19 protein-coding genes are annotated in these 19,040 nt (G+C 39.1%); all 19 read right to left on the bottom strand.

Annotation, left to right across the window (positions count from 1 at the left end):
- Positions 1 to 2: 2 nt before the first annotated feature.
- Positions 3 to 542, bottom strand: coding sequence for a hypoxanthine phosphoribosyltransferase (gene hpt, locus HMPREF2937_RS02555; RefSeq protein ID WP_002481925.1), 540 nt, complete (start codon positions 540 to 542; stop codon positions 3 to 5).
- Between the two features lie 5 nt (positions 543 to 547).
- A complete protein-coding gene (gene tilS, locus HMPREF2937_RS02550) occupies positions 548 to 1,828 on the bottom strand; it encodes a tRNA lysidine(34) synthetase TilS (protein WP_070863979.1) in 1,281 nt (426 codons plus the stop codon).
- A 101-nt stretch (positions 1,829 to 1,929) separates the two neighbouring features.
- On the bottom strand, positions 1,930 to 2,340 hold the full coding sequence (locus tag HMPREF2937_RS02545) for a S1 domain-containing RNA-binding protein (protein WP_002481923.1): 411 nt from the start codon (positions 2,338 to 2,340) through the stop codon (positions 1,930 to 1,932).
- A gap of 134 nt (positions 2,341 to 2,474) precedes the next feature.
- A complete protein-coding gene (locus tag HMPREF2937_RS02540) occupies positions 2,475 to 2,852 on the bottom strand; it encodes an FtsB family cell division protein (protein WP_002481922.1) in 378 nt (125 codons plus the stop codon).
- A 13-nt stretch (positions 2,853 to 2,865) separates the two neighbouring features.
- Entirely contained in the window at positions 2,866 to 3,132 is a 267-nt protein-coding gene (locus HMPREF2937_RS02535; RefSeq protein WP_002481921.1) for an RNA-binding S4 domain-containing protein, read from the bottom strand.
- A 1-nt stretch (position 3,133) separates the two neighbouring features.
- On the bottom strand, positions 3,134 to 4,327 hold the full coding sequence (locus HMPREF2937_RS02530) for a MazG nucleotide pyrophosphohydrolase domain-containing protein (protein WP_070863978.1): 1,194 nt from the start codon (positions 4,325 to 4,327) through the stop codon (positions 3,134 to 3,136).
- Positions 4,327 to 5,862 (bottom strand): polysaccharide biosynthesis protein, encoded by a 1,536-nt coding sequence (locus tag HMPREF2937_RS02525; protein ID WP_023016274.1) that lies wholly within the window; start codon positions 5,860 to 5,862, stop codon positions 4,327 to 4,329. The genes HMPREF2937_RS02530 and HMPREF2937_RS02525 overlap by 1 nt, the downstream gene beginning before the upstream one ends.
- On the bottom strand, positions 5,852 to 9,361 hold the full coding sequence (gene mfd / locus HMPREF2937_RS02520; protein ID WP_373879072.1) for a transcription-repair coupling factor: 3,510 nt from the start codon (positions 9,359 to 9,361) through the stop codon (positions 5,852 to 5,854). The genes HMPREF2937_RS02525 and mfd overlap by 11 nt, the downstream gene beginning before the upstream one ends.
- 5 nt (positions 9,362 to 9,366) lie before the next feature.
- Positions 9,367 to 9,939 carry an aminoacyl-tRNA hydrolase gene (pth, locus tag HMPREF2937_RS02515; RefSeq protein WP_002481917.1) on the bottom strand — a complete coding sequence of 191 codons (573 nt, stop codon included), beginning with the start codon at positions 9,937 to 9,939 and terminating at the stop codon, positions 9,367 to 9,369.
- 187 nt (positions 9,940 to 10,126) lie between these two features.
- A complete protein-coding gene (locus HMPREF2937_RS02510; RefSeq protein ID WP_002481916.1) occupies positions 10,127 to 10,777 on the bottom strand; it encodes a 50S ribosomal protein L25/general stress protein Ctc in 651 nt (216 codons plus the stop codon).
- Between the two features lie 240 nt (positions 10,778 to 11,017).
- Entirely contained in the window at positions 11,018 to 11,983 is a 966-nt protein-coding gene (locus HMPREF2937_RS02505) for a ribose-phosphate diphosphokinase (RefSeq protein WP_002481915.1), read from the bottom strand.
- Positions 11,984 to 12,085: 102 nt separating this feature from the next.
- Positions 12,086 to 13,450 carry a bifunctional UDP-N-acetylglucosamine diphosphorylase/glucosamine-1-phosphate N-acetyltransferase GlmU gene (gene glmU, locus HMPREF2937_RS02500; protein ID WP_002481914.1) on the bottom strand — a complete coding sequence of 455 codons (1,365 nt, stop codon included), beginning with the start codon at positions 13,448 to 13,450 and terminating at the stop codon, positions 12,086 to 12,088.
- Between the two features lie 269 nt (positions 13,451 to 13,719).
- Entirely contained in the window at positions 13,720 to 14,037 is a 318-nt protein-coding gene (spoVG, locus tag HMPREF2937_RS02495) for a septation regulator SpoVG (protein WP_002481913.1), read from the bottom strand.
- 64 nt (positions 14,038 to 14,101) lie between these two features.
- Positions 14,102 to 14,482 carry a RidA family protein gene (locus tag HMPREF2937_RS02490; protein ID WP_002481912.1) on the bottom strand — a complete coding sequence of 127 codons (381 nt, stop codon included), beginning with the start codon at positions 14,480 to 14,482 and terminating at the stop codon, positions 14,102 to 14,104.
- A 16-nt stretch (positions 14,483 to 14,498) separates the two neighbouring features.
- Positions 14,499 to 15,323, bottom strand: coding sequence for a pur operon repressor (gene purR, locus HMPREF2937_RS02485; protein ID WP_002481911.1), 825 nt, complete (start codon positions 15,321 to 15,323; stop codon positions 14,499 to 14,501).
- Between the two features lie 16 nt (positions 15,324 to 15,339).
- Entirely contained in the window at positions 15,340 to 16,194 is an 855-nt protein-coding gene (ispE, locus tag HMPREF2937_RS02480; RefSeq protein ID WP_023016276.1) for a 4-(cytidine 5'-diphospho)-2-C-methyl-D-erythritol kinase, read from the bottom strand.
- A gap of 519 nt (positions 16,195 to 16,713) precedes the next feature.
- A complete protein-coding gene (veg, locus tag HMPREF2937_RS02475) occupies positions 16,714 to 16,977 on the bottom strand; it encodes a biofilm formation stimulator Veg (protein WP_002481909.1) in 264 nt (87 codons plus the stop codon).
- Positions 16,978 to 17,076: 99 nt separating this feature from the next.
- Positions 17,077 to 17,964 carry a 16S rRNA (adenine(1518)-N(6)/adenine(1519)-N(6))-dimethyltransferase RsmA gene (gene rsmA, locus HMPREF2937_RS02470; protein ID WP_070863984.1) on the bottom strand — a complete coding sequence of 296 codons (888 nt, stop codon included), beginning with the start codon at positions 17,962 to 17,964 and terminating at the stop codon, positions 17,077 to 17,079.
- A gap of 3 nt (positions 17,965 to 17,967) precedes the next feature.
- On the bottom strand, positions 17,968 to 18,519 hold the full coding sequence (gene rnmV, locus HMPREF2937_RS02465; RefSeq protein ID WP_057510605.1) for a ribonuclease M5: 552 nt from the start codon (positions 18,517 to 18,519) through the stop codon (positions 17,968 to 17,970).
- Between the last annotated feature and the right edge of the window lie 521 nt (positions 18,520 to 19,040).

Raw genomic sequence — 19,040 nt, 5'->3', positions numbered from 1 at the left:
GATTATTTTTGATAAATCTCTGGTTTCAATGTTCCGATGTATGGCAAGTTACGGTAAAATTCCGCATAATCCAAGCCGTATCCGACTACGAATTCATCTGGGATTTTTCTGCCTACATATTTTGCTTCGATATCTGCTTTACGACGGTTTGGTTTATCTAGCAATGTGACGATTTCTAAAGAATTCACACGACGAGATTTCAATAGTTCAGTAATTGATTTCAAAGTTGTACCCGTTTCTAGAATATCTTCTACGATTAATACATCTTTATTCTCAATAGAGCTGCCTAAATCTTTTAAGATTTTAACTTCTCCTGTAGATTCTGTACCGCCGTGATAGCTTGATACATCCATAAAATCAATTGCTAAATGTGTATCGATGCGTTTGATTAAATCTGACATGAACATTGCTGAACCTTTTAAAATGCCTACACAAACAAGGTCTTTATCGGCATAATCTTCTGTAATTTTTGCTCCCAGTTCACGGCAGAGTTGCTGGATTTCATCTTCCGTCATCAATATTTCTTTTAAATCTTCCTTCATTTCGGCTACACTCCTAAATTTATTATCTCTAATTTCCCTTCATAATCTGCCGCAGTGTACAACGTACCTACTGCAATAATCTCCCCTTGTTTATTAAGCAATATGGGCAATCGCTCACGTTCAAATTTAGGAACTTTGCGATTGATCATTAAGCGGTTGACTTTCTGATGGCCTTCTTTGTTTGGAAGTACGAAGCGATCTCCCGATTGTCTCGAACGTATTACCATTGGGAAGTCCGAACCCTCAATATCATCATGAACTATAATGCGGTATGTACCATAATCATAATAACCTGGTTGTGTAATCCGCTGTGGTGTCGTCTCGTTTTTTGTGCAACCCATTATTATAAATTTATCATACACAATTTGAATATTCCATTTATCTGTCGCATAAATTATCGCTTGAGATTGAGAATTTTCAATTTGCGCAAACCATTCTTGATACGCTTGTTCAGAAATGGGGGCGCCTGATACATAAGCCTCAAGCAATTGATCCAGCACGATTGTTTTTAACGAATGCGACAATCTATTGAATGCAGTACGGTCTACCTGAATCATTTCTGACTCGTGCGTAACATGTTGTTTAATAAAATCATCTGCTGCTTGATGCAATAAATCGAATTGCTCATCATGCCAAGCTTTCAACTTTAACAACTGCGCAGTATCTAAGTGGTCATTCGCATCTATGGCTGGAAAAATGCGATTACGAATATCGTTACGTACATAATGATTATCTTGGTTAGACGCATCTTCGAAATACGGCACCAGATACTCAGCTTGATACGCTTTAACAGCTTGTTTATCGGTATGCAGTAAAGGTCTGACTAAGCGATAACCGCTTCTCTCCTCTACTTCCTGCATCCCAAGTCTGCTTCTTGTAGACCGTCCTGTCATAAGACGATAGAAAATCGTCTCTAACTGGTCATCTAAGTGATGTGCTGTCAACAAAACACTAGCACCTAATGCTTTCATTTCAGACTCAAACCAAGCGTAGCGCTTTTGACGTGCATCTTGTTGAATGCTCTTACCTTTATTAGTCAATGCGGATAAATCCAATTCGTGGGTGCGAAGCGGGATATGATGTTGCTGGCAATAACTTTCTAAGAAAGCTGCTTCTTCTAAAGAAGCCGATCTGATTCCGTGGTTGACATGTAGCACGGTCAGTTGGCGATATGTATGATGATAGTGTGTGGTCAACATATGTAATAATACCATGCTGTCGACACCTGTGGAAACCGCTAATGCAAGATGGTCATTTTCAGACCAGCCTTCTGTATAAATATTCATATCCTCACCTCGTCCTTATTTGAAATATACGCATGGATAAAATTTCAGACAAAAATAAAAGAGACTGTTCCCTTCGAAACAGTCATCTGCTTTATGTTGAATTATCGTCTTGAACCTCTTCCGCCGCGTCTTGATTCAGCTTGGCGTTTGATAGACGTCATTTTTTCTTCGCTATCTTTTAAGAAGTTGCTTAATTTCTTTTCAAAGTCTTCTGGTTTGTTATGTGATGGTTTGCCATGACCACCATGGCCGCCTCTATGATGTTGTCTTTTCGGACGATCTTTCGCTTTTTTAATTGAAAGACTGATTTTACCGTCGTCAGCAACAGATAGTACCTTAACTTCTACTTCATCTCCAACAGACAAGTGATCTTCCACATTTTCAACATAATTGTCTGCAACTTCACTGATGTGAACTAAGCCACTTTTCCCTCCAGGCAATTCTACAAACGCACCAAATTTTTTGATACCAGTGACTTTCCCTTTAAGCTTGCTTCCTACTTCGATTGACATATCCTAAATAAATCCTCCGATTTCTTTCAATTTTACTTAACTCTATTATATGCTTGTTGTGCTAATTTAACAATGGCATATCAGTTAAAACAGTTAGATATTATACTTTTCTTACATTAAAAACACATTAGACGTTATTTTCCTTCTTTTTTCTTCTCTTCAGGTAATTTAAAAATGACTTCCCCATCATTACTTAAATAATAATCGTCACGTGCGACTTTCTCTATATACTCTTTGTTATTCAAATTATTCAATTGTTCTTTCAAAGCAATTTCTTCATCTTGCTGTTTTTGGAACTTTTCTTCTTTTACTTTACGTTCCTGCGCATCTTCAGCATTGCTTCTTGTTTGAGAGATAACCATGACAGAAAGGACGATAATGATTGCGAGTAAAATCCCCGCAAAGAGCATAATACGACGTTTAACCACACGCTTTTTCATTTCGCGCTGTCTTTTTCTTCGATTTTCGTTCTCGATATACCTGTTTTCCATATGCTCTACTTTTCTAGCCATGGTATGTCACTCCTTAGTCATTCTCATTAATACGTTCTTCTTTCACTAATTCATACATGCCTTTCGCATTTTCTTTCGACGCATGTTCGCTTAATCCAGTGACACGAATTGTAATCACACGTTGTCCGAAACGAATGACGATTTCGTCACCGATTTTGACATCCGTACCTGCTTTTGCTGTGTTGTTATTCACTTGAACACGGCCTTGGTCACTGACTTCTTTCGCAAGTGTACGGCGTTTGATTAAACGAGATACTTTTAGATATTTGTCTAATCTCACGTTATTCCCCTTCTTTCTTTTCCAACAAAGCTTTTAATTCCGCTTCACTATAGTCTTTATTTTTGACTTCATCATACAACGTCATAAAATGGTCTGCAAATACTTTCTCAAATTTCACACGCGGCGTTTTGCCTTCTTTCGCTTTTGCTTCTGACCAAATATCTTTTAAGTCTTCGATATTTTCTGCTTTTGCGTCCGCAAACACATGCGGATGACGTCGAATCATTTTATCATTTAAACTTTCAATCACTTCAGTAATATCAATATAACCTTCTTTTTTGCCGATAGCCGCATGCAACAGCACCTGCAACAAGATATCGCCCAGTTCTTCAATCATATGCCAGTCATCTTCATGATCGATGGCTTCAAATAGTTCAAATGCCTCTTCTAAAAGATAACGTTTCAATGTTTCGTGTGTTTGTACTTTATCCCAAGGGCAACCTTTGTCATCATCTACTAACGTATCAATCACTTTAACCGCATAATCAAAATCACCATGCATTAAAGTTTCATCTTCAATACGCGGAATAAAGACGCTTGTTAAATTACTGAAGATATCATGACGATCTAATTCGTATAGAGGCGTCTCAATTAATGTCGCTCCTGTGTTACGGGCGCCATCTACAATATAAACGCTATAATCATCAGGATAACGCTCCATCAATGTCAGCTTTAAGTCTCCTGCTGTCATTGCGCTATACACTTGCGTGATCAACGTATGCGTACGGATATTCAGCTGTTCTGCTTTTAAAGCTGTTCCATCTAGTAAAGTGAAGCCTTCATTTGGGTCCACTTGTACCGCTTCAAACACATCATCAATGAAACTTTTACCGCCAAGCACTTTCACTTCAACCTCTGGATGTGACTGCGCATAGGCTGTCAGCAACGCTGTTGTCGTTTCTGCCACACGCGGATGACCTGGTACCACATAAACGACATTTTCTTGTTGTGCCGCTTCAATTAATTGATCAACAATCGCTTGGTACACTGCTTCAAACGCATCATGCGCTTCATATACTGGGTCAAAACTTGACCACTCTAATTGCGGTGCTTCTGTTTTTAGCGCCTCAACCACAGGATGATCTAGTGTACGTGCATAAATATGAGTTTGCTGGGTCAAATAGCGGTAAATCCCTAAAGGCAATTCATCTAAACCATAGTTGCCTAAACCTACAATTGTAATGGTATGACTCATCATTTTCGTCCTTTCTTCAAACGGTATAATTTATCTCCGAACGGCATATGCTGCAATTCACGATAAGTTAATAAATTCAATGTCGCAATCGCGATAATAACTACCGCAACACCAACGAGCGCCGCAAGCAGTAATTCTACCATGCCTGTTAAACGCCCTTCTGTCGGTGTCATCCACATAATCAGCTGTACTGCCGCAGTCATCGCAACAACTGTCACAAGCAGCTTCGAGACAAAATTACGCATGTGACGCAAGCGATAGAATTGTAACGTTCGCCACTGCAAGATAAACGCAAACAAACATAATGACAGTACCGTACTGACACTTGCCCCGATAATACCGATGTTCGGAATCAATACAAAATTCATTATTAATTTTATAACTGCACCTAAGCCGAAAGCAATCAGAATCAAACGAGATTGTCTGCGTACTTCTAACAAAGCAATATTCACCATAATCAACGAAACACAAATGACCGTCAACATATAAATAACGAGCGTAGCGGTTAAGACATCATTTTTAAAGAACACACGGTTCATTAAAGGCAATAAATTCATTAATCCTGCGCCCGCCGCAACACTGATGGTCATCGTAATCTTCAACGTCGCATCCGCATATCGGTTCATACGTTCAAAGCGTTGTTCCGCAAACGCATTGGTTAATAAAGGAATCAACACAAAACAAAATGTTGTCGTCACAATCAAACCGATTTGAATAAAAGATGCGCCACGGTCATAAATCCCTTTTTGCACAATCGCTTCTTTAAACGATAAGCCATAATACTGCAAGGTGCGAATCACTGAGAAACTGTCCATCAATTGCCATGTCGTCACAATAAGGTGACTCGCTGAAAAGATAATAATCGCTGCAGTCAAACGTTGCCATACGACTTTAGTCATCTCATCTTCACGCAAGGCAAACTCAAATTGAAACGGTCGTTTCACACTTAAGAAGATAGTAGCCGCTAAGAAGCCTAAAGCTGAAGCTAAGATGGCCCAAGTTCCTACTCGATAAATCGACCAATCCAACTGAACAAACACTACAATCAACACCAAGATAATACCGACACGCACAATTTGTTCAATGACTTGTGAAAAAGCCGGCGCATCCATTTGTTGACGTGATTGGAAACTGCCACGCAAGACACCTAAACAACCGACGACCAAGAAGCTGCAACTCGCCATACGGATCATCGGTGTCAGATGCATATCACCCATCAGATGAGCAATGACAGGTGCCAAAATGAAGATCAACGCAAATAAGATGAAACATACACCTTGTATACCAATCATGACATGACTGATTTTACGATGCGTCCAATGTGCACCGAAGTTTTGCGTCACAGCACTCGGTATCGCATTCATCGATAAAATCGTCGCAAGCGACAAAAATGGATATACTTGTTGGTACGCATATAGCCCCGCATCACCGAGTACGTTTTGGTATGGAACACGATATATCGCACTCAGTATTTTGACCATCACTAACGCCAAAGTCAGAATGACGACACCGCTGAAGGCTGATTTACGCTTCATCTGGAATGACCATACTTTCTTCTAAAGCTTTCATCAAGAATTTCAAGCGGTCAAACCACGCACCTGCTTTTTTATTTTTCATAAGTGTCACAGTCATCGCACCTTCAGACACACCAACTTTCATATCTCTGCCAAGCGGCAACGTCTGTTTAAAGAGTGCTTCACCATTGATATCTTCTGTTCCTTTTTCAGATAGATAAATTTCAATCGCTTTGCCTGTATCTTTAATTCGCGTTACGCCGACATGTAGGGCATGAATACGGATTTCAACGATGTCTAATAGACGTTCTACTTCAACCGGATAATCGTTGAAGCGGTCGATAAGTTCATCTTTGATATCCATTAACTCATTTTCAGTTTCAATCTGACGTAATTTCTTATAGATTTCAATTTTCGATTGTTCATTCGGTATATAAGATGTCGGCAAGTACGCATCAATATTCAATTCAATTTCAATTTCTGGTGTTTCACTTTCTTGTTTAATACCACGTTTTTCATTAACCGCTTCTTCAAGCATTTGTGAATACAAGTCGAAGCCGACAGAATCGATAAAGCCGTGTTGTTGTTTCCCTAATAAATTACCGGCACCACGGATATTCAAGTCACGCATCGCTATTTTGAAACCACTGCCGAGTTCAGTAAATTCTTTGATCGCTTGCAGGCGTTCTTCTGCAGTTTCTGACAATACTTTGTTTGTCGGATGTAAGAAGTAAGCATAACCGACACGAGAAGAACGACCCACACGTCCACGCAATTGATAGAGTTGGCTCAGACCGAAGCGATCTGCTTCTTCAATAATCAACGTGTTCGCATTCGGCACATCGACACCTGTTTCAATAATTGTCGTCGTCACTAAAATATCGTATTCGCCATTGACGAAACCAATCATCGTATCTTCTAGTTCACGTTCTGTCATACGGCCATGTGCCACTCCAATGGTCGCATCTGGCATCAACATTTGAAGCTGTTCTCTCTTTTCGTAGATGGATTGTACACGGTTGTATAGATAGAACGCTTGACCGCCACGCGCAAGTTCACGCTCCAAAGCTTCTTTGATAAAGTTCGTGTTTTGTTCTAACACGTAAGTTTGGACTGGGAAGCGGTTTTCTGGTGGTGTTTCAATCACAGACAGGTCACGTACCCCTAACATACTCATATGGAGTGTTCTTGGGATCGGTGTAGCTGTTAAAGTTAAAACATCCACATTCGTTTTCAGTGTTTTAATTCGTTCTTTATGACGAACACCAAAGCGTTGTTCTTCATCGACAACTAATAGACCTAAATCTTTATACTTCACATCTTTTGCGAGTAATTTATGTGTACCCACCACGATGTCGATGGTACCGTCTTTTAAACCTTGTTTCGTTTCTTTGATTTCTTTAGGTGTACGGAAGCGGCTCATCAATTGAATATTTACCGGGAAATCTTGCATACGTTCCAACAACGTTTCATAGTGCTGTTGCGCTAGAATAGTCGTTGGTACTAAGAAAGCGACTTGTTTCCCTTCCATGACTGCTTTGAAAGCTGCACGTAATGCCACTTCGGTTTTACCGTAACCGACATCACCACATAACAAGCGGTCCATTGGACGTTCTTTCTCCATGTCTTCTTTGATTTCATCAATAGATTTGGCTTGGTCCGCTGTTAAATCATAAGGGAAGTCCATTTCGAATTCGTGTTGTTGTTCTGTATCCGGTCCGAATTGATGCCCTTCTGCCATCTCACGCTCACGATACAGTTCAATAAGTTCATCCGCAATATCTTCAACACTCTGTTGAACTTTGGCTTTGGTTTTCTTCCACTCTGTACCGCCAAGTTTATTTAATTTAGGCGTTTTATCTTCTGATGCCACATATTTTTGAACTTGATCCATTTGATCAACTGGCACAAAGAGTTGGTCTGTTCCCTTGTATTGAATTTTAATATAGTCTCGGTGTACATCACCGACTTCAAGCGTTTCAACGCCTAAATAACGCCCTACACCATGGTGCACATGAACAACATAATCGCCGACTTTCAAGTCTTGATAAGATTTGATGCGTTCTGCGTTGGTCATCGTCGGTGTACGTTTCTTCGCCTTTTTTTGTTTAGATTTAAACAACTCGCGTTCTGTCACGACCGCAAGCGACATATAAGGCAACTCAAAGCCTTCAGATAGACTGCCTTCGACAATAACTGCGTGTCCACCTTGAATATTCGCACTCGCACCCGCTTCTACAATCGGAATATGCATTTCATTCATCATGGCTTTGACACGTTCTTTTTTCGTTTCTGTTTCGACTAGTACCACAACCGTATAACCGTTATTGATATAACGTTGGAATTCAGAACGCATAATGTCATATTGGCCATAGAATTGTTGCACAGGTTTACTTGAGAATTTGATAATGTGATCTAATTTCACTGGCATACTTGCGGTAAACAGTGTGAAATAAGTGATGTTACGTGTTTTAATCAAGTTTTCAAAGGCATCATCGTCTAAGAAATATTGACCGATAAACCCTTTACCGCTTTCAATCAACTGCTGCATAAAGTCATTGACTTCAGACATCAATGTTTCTTCTGTATCTTTGACACGGTTATATTCATCAACAACAATGATCGCATTATTACTGATGTAATCGACCAGTGTCGCAGGTTGTTCGTACATAAAAGCGACCAATCTACGAATCACTTGGTGGTCAATAAAGTTCGTATCAAATTGTAAGAAGCTTTCATACGTATCTTTGACATCTTGACGTACAGCTTTTTCAATTTTAGGACGTGTTGTTTCATAAGCCGTTTTAAGTTCTGTTTTAATACGTTTCAAGACGTCCTCTGTGATGATATAGTCACTTGCTGAAGTGATATGAACATCGTCTTGGTTTGCTTCTGAACGTTGGCTTTCCACATCAAATTGACGTATTGAATCCACTTCAGTATCGAAGAGTTCAATACGTACAGGTTCACCAATCAATGGATAAATGTCAATGATGCCCCCACGAACTGAGAATTCACCGATATGTGACACGACACTTTCTCTGCGATAACCCATATTAACGAGTTTGTTGAAGAATGCATCGACATCAATGTCATCTCCGACTTTCAAAGTGATTTGGTGGTTTTGCCACATCTCTACAGGCGTCTGTAGTTTTTTTAGGCCGTTCAAAGGTATGATAAAGAACCCTCGCTGGCCTTGTGCTAAGGCAGTAAGGGTGCGCACACGTTCGCTCATCAACTGCGGACTTTGTGTGGAGAATTCTTCAGTCATGATGTCTTGAAGCGGATATTTGTATATGTCTTCTGCTTCGATATACTGTTGTAAGTCTGCTTCTAATTTATCTGCTTGGTATAAGTTATTTGTCACCACGACCATCGGGCGATTTGAAGACAGATATTTTTCTGCCATTACTGTCGCTTTCGCTACACCGGATAAGCCAGTGACTAAGACATTTTCATGTCCAAATACATCGTTTAACTCTTCATATCGTTTATCTTTATTTAAATAATCTGTAATTATTGATTTCACTTAGCCTCACCATTATATTCATTCATCACATGGTCGAAACGCGAACTCGCGATAAAATCTTCCACCGCATGTGCAGAATGTTCTATTACTTTTTGCATTGTTTCCATTTCTTGTTTTGAGAATTTCTGTAAGACATAATCTGGTACAGACATACCGTTGGTCGGTCTTCCGATACCGATACGGATACGTTTGAATTGATCTGTACCAAGATGTTGAATAATCGATTTCATACCATTATGACCGCCGGCACTGCCCTTTTGACGTAAACGGACTTGTCCTTGTGCTAAATCCAAATCATCATAGAGCACTAATAAGTCTTCAACATCTACATTATAGTAATCCATTAACGGACCGACAGCTTCTCCTGATAAGTTCATCAAAGTCATCGGTTCAATGAATAATACTTTGTCACCTGCGACACGTTCAATCGTATATGCGCCACGGAATTTTTGTTTATCTAACTTTAATTGATTAGATTCTAATAAATAATCTATTACTTCAAACCCGATATTATGTCTGGTTTGTTCAAATCGTTTACCAATATTGCCTAATCCGACAATACACTTCATGCTTTTCTGCCTCCATCTCTTCTTTTCTTTTGATTTGGCATCGGTCATCTACACCGATGTCTATGTATCGCTTTATTCCCTATATTAACACAAATCAGGATAAACCCTGACACGTAAAGCATGTAATATGACGCAATAAAAAAAGCCGATCACACAAAAATGTGAACGGCACAAATATAAGAAAAAATTATTCTTCTTCTTCGTCTTCTTTGTTTTCTCCAACAACTTCTGGTTCTGGAGTATCAGCGTCGCCTGCTTCAACTTCTTGGATTTCTTCTTCGCTTGGTCCTTGAGTTGGAGGTGTTACAGTTACAACTGTATCTTCAGGATCGTTTTCGATTGTGAAGTCGCCTGTTACTTTCAAGTCTTGAACTGCGATAGTGTCACCGATTTCTAATTCAGTGATATCTGCTTCAAGATATTCAGGAATGTTGTCTGGAGTTGCAGTAACTTCAACGTAGAATAATGGTTGGTCAACTACGCCGCCTTCTTTAGCGCCTACTGCTTCACCAACTAAGTGTACAGGTACTTCAACAGTACGTTCTTCAGTCATGTTGATTGCTAAGAAGTCGATGTGTGTAACTTGGTTTTTAAGTGGGTCGTATTGGTAGTCAGCTACCATTACTTTGATTGTTTTAGAACCTACACCTAAGTCAATAACACCGTTACGTCCAACTTCACGGATAACTTTGATGAATTCTACTTCATCAACTTTAACTGATACGTTTTTTTGACCGTAACCATACATAACTGCTGGTACTTTACCTGAGTTTCTGATTGCTGTTAAATCAGAACGTCTTTGTTTACCTTGACGGATAATAGACTTTAATGAAGCCATTTCCTTTTTCCACCTTTCGTATATGAGATATCAGATCGTTGCTTATAATAAGCGTTCAATAGTCAATCTCTCCGGCACTTGCCCATCGGTTGTTTGACCGCTTGCAAGTGTTTGATATGTTCGTTACAGAAAGTCACGAACGGAATTATTATACACATTTTTACAAATTACGTCAACTGCTCATTTGATTTAATACCTTGAAAATGAAAAAACTGCAGCCAAAGACTGCAGTTTTAATCATTAGTCGAATAATACACTCACTGATTCTCTTTCGTAAACACGAACGATTGCTTGAGCAATTAATCCAGCAATTGATAATTCAGTTGTGTTTTCTGGTTTGCGACCATCGTCAAGGCGGATTGAGTTTGTCACAATCAATTCTTTGATTGCTGAGTTTTCAATACGTTCTTTCGCTGGTCCAGAAAGTACAGCGTGTGAACAACAAGCATAAACTTCTTTAGCACCTTTGTCTTTCAACGCTTGTGCTGCTAATGTGATTGTTCCAGCTGTATCGATAATGTCGTCAATAATAATTGCAGTACGTCCATCAATATCACCTACGATATTCATAACTTCTGCAACGTTTGGTTTTGGACGACGTTTGTCGATAATTGCGATTGGTGTTTTCAAAATGTCTGCTAATTTACGTGCGCGTGTCACGCCGCCGTGGTCTGGTGAAACCACAACTGTTTCTTCTGGGTCGATATCAGGATTGCTCTTGAAGTATTCCGCAAGAATCGGTACACCCATTAAGTGATCGATTGGAATATCGAAGAATCCTTGAATTTGTGGTGCGTGCAAGTCTAAAGCGATCATACGGTCTGCGCCTGCTACTTGAATCAAGTTAGCAACTAATTTCGCAGTAATCGGCTCACGGCTGCGTGCTTTACGGTCTTGACGTGCATAACCATAATAAGGAACCACAATGTTAATTGTTGCCGCAGAAGCACGTTTACATGCATCTATCATAATCAACAATTCCATTAAATGTACGTTAACCGGATAAGATGTAGGTTGGATAATGAAGACGTCGCAACCTCGGATACTTTCTTCAATATTGATTTGGATTTCGCCGTCACTGAAACGTTTTACCGAACATTTCCCTAATTCAATTCCAATGTTATCCGCTACTTCACGTGCAAGCGGCTCATTTCCTTTCAACGAGAAAATCTTTAAAGATGAATTTTTATATTCATTAGCTAACATTTATAGTCCTCCATTTATTTGCATTCATGCGTCGTTCAGGTCGAACTGATACATAACATCCTATTTAATTTTACTGAATTGGACAAGATACATCAATAGTTGTTAGTCGTTATTTTTATTTAAATAGCCTGGTTTTGTTGTTTGTCTTGCGCGTGCAAGGGCTAAACTGTCATTTGGAATATCGTCTGTAATCGTTGAGCCAGCGGCGATTAAGACACCATCACCGACTGTTACAGGTGCAACCAGATTTGTGTTGCAACCGATAAATGAATCTTTTCCGATAATTGTTTTAAATTTATTTTTACCATCGTAATTGACTGTAATCGAACCACAACCGACATTCGTACGTTCGCCGATTTCAGCATCTCCGATGTAACTTAAGTGCGATACTTTCGCACCATCTTTAAGTTCTGCTTTCTTCACTTCGACAAAGTTGCCGACTTTCACTTCATTACCTAAATGTGCGTTTGGTCTTAATTGTGCGAATGGACCTACTGTTGTATCATCGCCAACTGTCGCATCATTGACGACTGATTGTTTAATTGTCGTACGATTACCGATAGTACTGTTATTAACATCTGAGTATTGACCGATAACTGTATCTTCACCGATGACAGTGCCTTTACCTAAATGCACACCTGGTTCAATAATTGTATCCATACCAATTTGTACATCGGCTTCAATATACGTTGAAGCTGGATCAATTAAAGTGACACCATTACGCATATGATACTCATTCACACGTTCACGATAAGCCGCTTCTGCTTTACTTAACGCAACACGGTCGTTCACTCCCATAATTTCATCAAAGTCATCTGTACGATAAGCGTCTGCGATTTTACCCGCTTCAAGCGCTAACGTAATGACATCTGGTAAATAATATTCACCTTGTGCATTATCGTTTTTAACTTTTTCTAATAACTCGAATAATAAAACATTATCGAATGCGAAAATACCTGTACTGATTTCATCGATTTCGCGTTCAGCTTCTGTCGCATCTTTTTGTTCTACAATTTTAGCCAAACGGCCATCTTGATCTCTGACAATACGACCATATCCGAATGGATTGTCAGCTGTCGCAGACAGCACTGTAACACCTGCTTGTTGTGCTTCATGGTAATCTGCCAAAGCTTTTAATGTTTCAGGTGTGATAAGCGGAGTATCGCCGCACACGACCAACGTTGTGCCTTCTTTACCTTTCAATTCATCAGCTGCCATTTTCACAGCGTGCGCTGTACCTAATTGTTCCTCTTGGAAGCTATAAGATGATTGACTTCCTAAAGTTTCTTTCACACTTTCAGCACCGTGTCCGACGATTGTGACAATTTCATCTGTTCCTGCTTGTTTCACGCTATCGACCACATGCTCAATCATACTTTTGCCCGCTACTTTATGTAGCACTTTGTAAAGTTTCGATTTCATTCTGGTACCTTTACCAGCTGCTAATACTACCGCATATCTCTGCATGACTGCGAACCCTCCAATAATTTTACACTTCGTTATTATTATAAATTAAGGTAAGTTGCACTTTCAAGACTCACCCTTACATCCGTTTGAGGAGATAAGCTGAACAAGTCCGTTTTATCATAGCATATCTTTTTAATATTTTACACAATATTGTTTGGTGATAAAAAAGACTCGTGCATTCAAGTTATCCAGCCCATCAAATGGTATAAAAAACCCTCGATCACATGACCGAGGGTTTAAAAGTTACATTTCTATCTTTAAGCTTTTAATTAAGCTTCTTCGTTATCATTATCTTCTGATTCTGATGGTTTCGCATTCTTATCTGGAATGACTTCATCAGTTTCATCATATACTTTCATCACTGCATCTTGAATTTCTTGTCTCATATCTGAATTAATCGGATGCGCGATGTCACGGAATTCACCATCTGGTGTGCGTTTGCTCGGCATTGCGACGAATAGACCTGAGTTGCCTTCAATTACACGCAAATCATGGACTACGAATGCGTCGTCTAGTGTGATTGACACTAGTGCTTTCATTCTTCCATCAGTTTGTATTTTTCTAAGTCTTACATCTGTCACTTTCATGTAGTGAGCCCCCCTAGTATATCTCTCTATTGTCTTATAGAAGCTTACAATATTTAATTAAAAATTATTTTCCTTTAACTTGAGCGATAACCTCAATCTCAACTTTTACGTCTTTTGGCAGACGCGCAACTTCCACACAGCTTCTTGCTGGTTTATGCGCATCGAAGTATAAGCCGTAAACTTCGTTGATTTCTTGGAAATCGTTCATATCTTTAATAAAGATATTTGCTTTAATCACTGAATCCATATCGGCACCCGCTTCTTGTAAAACCGCTTTAAGGTTTTCAAGTACTTGACGCGTTTGTACCTGTACTTCATCACTGACAAGTTCATTAAATTCATTTAGTGGAATCTGTCCTGAAGTGTAAACCAAATCATTCACGACAACTGCGTGTGAATAAGGGCCTAAAGCTTCAGGCGCTTTATTACTGTGAATCGTCTTCATGTTGTTGACCGCTCCTTTATGAGAATTTAGATAAAACATTGCCTTGTTCGACTTTAAAGTCCTGATTGTATTCATCTACATCAGACAGTCTTACCAAGGAAGTATAATCTTCAATCAATCTTTGTTTGACTTCTTTAGATTCTACAAGTACTGATACCCCCTTGACATGCGCTTTAAACTCATTCATTAAATTCATCACGCCATTTATCGAGCCGCCCGCGCGCATAAAGTCATCGACAATTAATACATTCGAATTTTCTTTTAATGTGCGTTTCGACAAGACCATTGTTTCGATCTTGCGCGAAGAACCCGATACATAGTTGATAGAGACTGTAGAACCCTCAGTTACTTTATTATCCTTTCGAATAACAACTACTGGTAAATTTAATACATTTGCTACGGCATTGGCAAGAGATATCCCTTTTGTCGCAATCGTCACAATCGCATCTAAGTCTTCATCCATATAAATTGTCGCAATCAAACGTCCAACTTTATTCAACAATTCTGGATTGCCCATCAAGTCGGATAGGAATAAATATCCACCTGGCAATAAGCGCTCTTTTTCTTGAAGATGTACAATCACTTCATCAATCACTTGTTCTGCTTCTTCTTTGCTCATTGTCGGACGATATGTCACACCACCGCTTGCACCTGCAGTCGTAATCACTGTACCCAGCTTTTCTTTATGCAAGGTTTCGCGAACAATGTGGATGTCCTCACTGATTGATGATTTCGCTTGTTTAAATTTCTTCACAAAATGCGTCAATGGTATCAACTTGTTTGGATGGCTCATCAAATAATGAGTCATATACACAATGCGTTCGCTTCGTTTATAACGCAAGAGAATCCTTCCTTTCTTAACCTAGTAATCTGACTAAATAAACCTCGTTACAGCACCCGTGAACCGCGTTATATATGTTTTGTGCTTGCTTATAATGTTTCGCTAAGCTATATACCGTCGGGCCGCTGCCGCTCATCAACGCGCCATCTGCACCGCTGTTAAGCATATTTTGTTTCAGCTTTTGAATGTCTGGATGCATGTCCATGGAAATCGCTTCTAAGCTATTAGATAACGACGCACAGATTTGCTTATAATCTCCGTCTTCAATTGCTTTGATACATGCATCTGATTGTGTCGCTTGCTGCGGTGTTTCTTCAATACGCAACGCTTGAAACACACAAGGTGTTGAAATGCCGACGTTCGGCTTTGCGATGACTACCCAAGCTTTCGGTGGGCGTTTCAACAAGCGTACTTTTTCACCATGTCCTGTACATACCGCTGTTTTGCTGTAAATACAAAAAGGCACATCGGAACCGACCTGACTTGCCAAACGACTTAAATCATCTAAGGACAAACCAAGTTCAAATAACCGATTCATTGCACGCATTGTGGCTGCCGCATCAGCAGAACCACCGCCAAGGCCTGCTGACACTGGGATTTCCTTTTCCAGCACAATCGTCACACCTTGTTGGATTTGATATGTTTCTTTCATCAGCATTGCTGCTTTATACGCTAAATTCTTCGCGTTTTCAGGCACAAAATTATAATCCACTTGTACAACAACACGTTGATCTTCACGCTTTTCAACAGTAACGCGGTCATTCAAGTCCACCGTTGTCATTACCATTTCAACTTCATGAAACCCATCATTTCTTTTATAAAGTGCATCTAAAGTGAAGTTAATTTTGGCAGGTGCCTTTTCATATATCATCTTACCGCCCACCTTTACTGTTAAATTTGCTTTAGTTCAGAAATGTCTGCTTCGCCTATCAGGCGACGAGAGAGGTTCCCTCTTCTTTCACAGCATTAAAATGACGTTCATCATTTGCATTAGTGTTATTATAACACGAACATTACCATATATCACAGTGCTTAATGTTATGAAAATGAAAAAGTTTTAACTAAGTTGCGAAGATGTTTTATATTCACGCTTCGTAAAGAGATACTTGCTGTTACTCAACTTCATACCTATGCATACAAATTGAAAATTTAACATAGGAATTCCAATTTTCGATTCACAAAGCAATCCGCACCATTACACAGCAAATAGCAAAACCACTACCACAAACTTAAAACTCTGTATAATGACTGGCACAATCTGTTCAAGTATTCAGAAGACCTTTGAGATCTGAAAATCCTCAAACTTAAAATAAAGCAAAATAAAAAGAGGAATCCTGAATCAGGATTCCTCTTTTTTATACGAAGCATATAGCTTCAATGTTATGATATTCTAGTGTGCAACTGCATCCTGGTGATTTTCATCCACAAACGAAACTTGGACATTTTCTGTCAACACATCAGTGTATGTATAAGATACACGTTCAAAGTTGTGTTTATCTTGGTCTAATTCAACAACGAATACCGCTGGATATGTTTCTGATAACACGCCGCAACGTTCGATTGTTTTTTTACGACCACCATTTGCTTTAAGTACAATACGGTTTCCTAAATGACACTCAAGTGCATTTTTGATTTCCCAAATTGATTTTGGCATATTGCTCCACCTCGCTACGAATTGTATTATAACACATTTATAGCGATTCAGTCAAATAAAATTTAAATTTTAACAATCGACGGGCAGCATGTCAATATTTTAAAACTCTAATTCCGGGAAATTTTTCAAGTTAGTGTACAAATTCGCAAATTCTTTAATAGATAATGTTTCTCCACGACGTCTTGGATCAATTCCACTCTCATCTAGCCAAGTTTTAATCTTGTCTTTCAGTTTTTTACCATCGAAAAATAAGCTTTGATAATTATTTGCGATGGTTTTTCGACGTTGGCTGAATGCTGCTTTTGTCATTTTAAAGAAGCGATCTTCATCGTCTACAGAGACAATCGGTTCAGTACGTTTCATCAGTTTAACCACAATCGAATCTACATTCGGAGGTGGCATAAAGACTGTTTTAGGCACAGTCAGTACTTTAGATGTTTCAGTATAATACTGCGCCACAATCGATAATGAACCATAAGCTTTTGTGCCGACAGCCGCATTTAAACGTTCTCCAACTTCTTTCTGCATCATCACCACATAGCCATCAATCGGTAAAGACTGAGACATCAAGTTCAATAAAATAGGTGTCGTTATATAATACGGTAAGTTCGCAACGACCATAATCTTATCGCAGTCTGAAAAATGTGTTTGCACTGCTTTTACCACATTTGCTTTTAAAATGTCTTCATTAATCACAGTCACATTGTCATAATCTGACAAAGTATCATCTAAAACAGGAATCAAGCGTTGGTCAATTTCAAATGCTACGACTTTTTTCGCATGTTTCGCTAATTGTTCTGTTAAAGACCCCATACCAGGACCGACTTCAATAACACCCGTTGTTTCGTCAATGTTGCTCGCTTCGATAATTTTATGAATAATATTCACATCAATTAAGAAGTTTTGACCTAAACTCTTCTTAAAATCGAATTGATATTTATCTAACAAGGCACGCGTACGTGTCGGTGTTGCTATATCTTTTTTCATCACTTACGTTTCACTTCCTTTATCTTCATTCAAAGCAGCTCTGACATCTGCTTCTGTATAACCAAACGCATTTAATTTCTTTAAAAGTTGTTTGCCGTTGGAATGACCAATATGTAATTTACGCCCTAATACTTCTCGTTTATGACGCGCATCAGGCCCGACAATTAAACCTAAATCAATCAAAACAGCTTTGCTGATAGATTCCATGCCTTCTTCAAAGGGCGAAGATACATGCATTAACGCTTCTCTGATGGCTTCAAATGAGGCATGTTCCACCCCGATTTTACCACGTTTATTTTTCGCTTGTTCACGGTCAATATACGCATGTTTCACACCTGGTACATGATCACGAATCGTATTTCGAATTTTATCACCCGGGAAATCTGGGTCTGTTAAAACAATTACACCTCTTGTTTCTTGCGCATATCGAATCACATCTAACGTTTCTGCATTAATGGCACTGCCATTTGTTTCTATCGTATCGCACTCTACTGCACGTTTAACACGCTCTGTATCATCGCGGCCTTCTACCACAATAAACTCATTTATTTTCATCGCTTTCGTCACCTTTCACAGTGTTAACTTTAATACTATACCATATCTGCCAGCATGAAAAATAAAACATCGTCACGTTATATCCTATCTTGTTTAATTATATATTTTGATGTCCAAAGCCGAAATCTTTATTATTTACATTAAGATGGAGAACAACATGCGCTAACATGTTATCACTCTGGGCCCGTTAAAAAGAGATGGCGAATGTTATAGCCATTCAACCAAAGTTGGATGGTTATTTTTTATGCATTTATTTCCTTTGTTGACTACTCACAAGGATTAAACTTATCATCGTCAAGAAGACCATAAGCATTTCATAATCACTCATCGTGTATCCTCTCTGGAGTTGTGCATTATAGACATCAGCCCTTTGAATGGATTAGCCACCATCTATCCAACTTGCTTGAAAAGGTTACAATATGAGCAGAGCTTATATTCTTATATAAAAATATGATTTTAATATCATAAAAATGATACATTCAAACATGACGAAAGCGCCCTTCTGATGTAGAACGGCGCTT

This window comes from Staphylococcus sp. HMSC061G12 (assembly GCF_001838465.1).
Taxonomy (GTDB): domain Bacteria; phylum Bacillota; class Bacilli; order Staphylococcales; family Staphylococcaceae; genus Staphylococcus; species Staphylococcus simulans.
This window is presented reverse-complemented; position numbering and strand designations above follow the sequence as displayed.

Coding starts and splice junctions, on each gene's coding strand:
- HMPREF2937_RS02545 (WP_002481923.1), bottom strand. CDS start 2,340: ATGTCAATCGAAGTAGGAAGCAAGCTTAAAGGGAAAGTCACTGGTATC.
- veg (WP_002481909.1), bottom strand. CDS start 16,977: ATGCCAAAATCAATTTGGGAAATCAAAAATGCACTTGAGTGTCATTTA.
- HMPREF2937_RS02510 (WP_002481916.1), bottom strand. CDS start 10,777: ATGGCTTCATTAAAGTCTATTATCCGTCAAGGTAAACAAAGACGTTCT.
- rnmV (WP_057510605.1), bottom strand. CDS start 18,519: ATGAAAATAAATGAGTTTATTGTGGTAGAAGGCCGCGATGATACAGAG.
- HMPREF2937_RS02490 (WP_002481912.1), bottom strand. CDS start 14,482: ATGAAGACGATTCACAGTAATAAAGCGCCTGAAGCTTTAGGCCCTTAT.
- tilS (WP_070863979.1), bottom strand. CDS start 1,828: ATGAATATTTATACAGAAGGCTGGTCTGAAAATGACCATCTTGCATTA.
- HMPREF2937_RS02530 (WP_070863978.1), bottom strand. CDS start 4,327: ATGAGTCATACCATTACAATTGTAGGTTTAGGCAACTATGGTTTAGAT.
- HMPREF2937_RS02505 (WP_002481915.1), bottom strand. CDS start 11,983: ATGTTAGCTAATGAATATAAAAATTCATCTTTAAAGATTTTCTCGTTG.
- pth (WP_002481917.1), bottom strand. CDS start 9,939: ATGAAGTGTATTGTCGGATTAGGCAATATTGGTAAACGATTTGAACAA.
- glmU (WP_002481914.1), bottom strand. CDS start 13,450: ATGCAGAGATATGCGGTAGTATTAGCAGCTGGTAAAGGTACCAGAATG.
- rsmA (WP_070863984.1), bottom strand. CDS start 17,964: ATGAAAAAAGATATAGCAACACCGACACGTACGCGTGCCTTGTTAGAT.
- spoVG (WP_002481913.1), bottom strand. CDS start 14,037: ATGAAAGTGACAGATGTAAGACTTAGAAAAATACAAACTGATGGAAGA.
- HMPREF2937_RS02525 (WP_023016274.1), bottom strand. CDS start 5,862: ATGAAGCGTAAATCAGCCTTCAGCGGTGTCGTCATTCTGACTTTGGCG.
- hpt (WP_002481925.1), bottom strand. CDS start 542: ATGAAGGAAGATTTAAAAGAAATATTGATGACGGAAGATGAAATCCAG.
- ispE (WP_023016276.1), bottom strand. CDS start 16,194: ATGATATATGAAAAGGCACCTGCCAAAATTAACTTCACTTTAGATGCA.
- HMPREF2937_RS02540 (WP_002481922.1), bottom strand. CDS start 2,852: ATGGCTAGAAAAGTAGAGCATATGGAAAACAGGTATATCGAGAACGAA.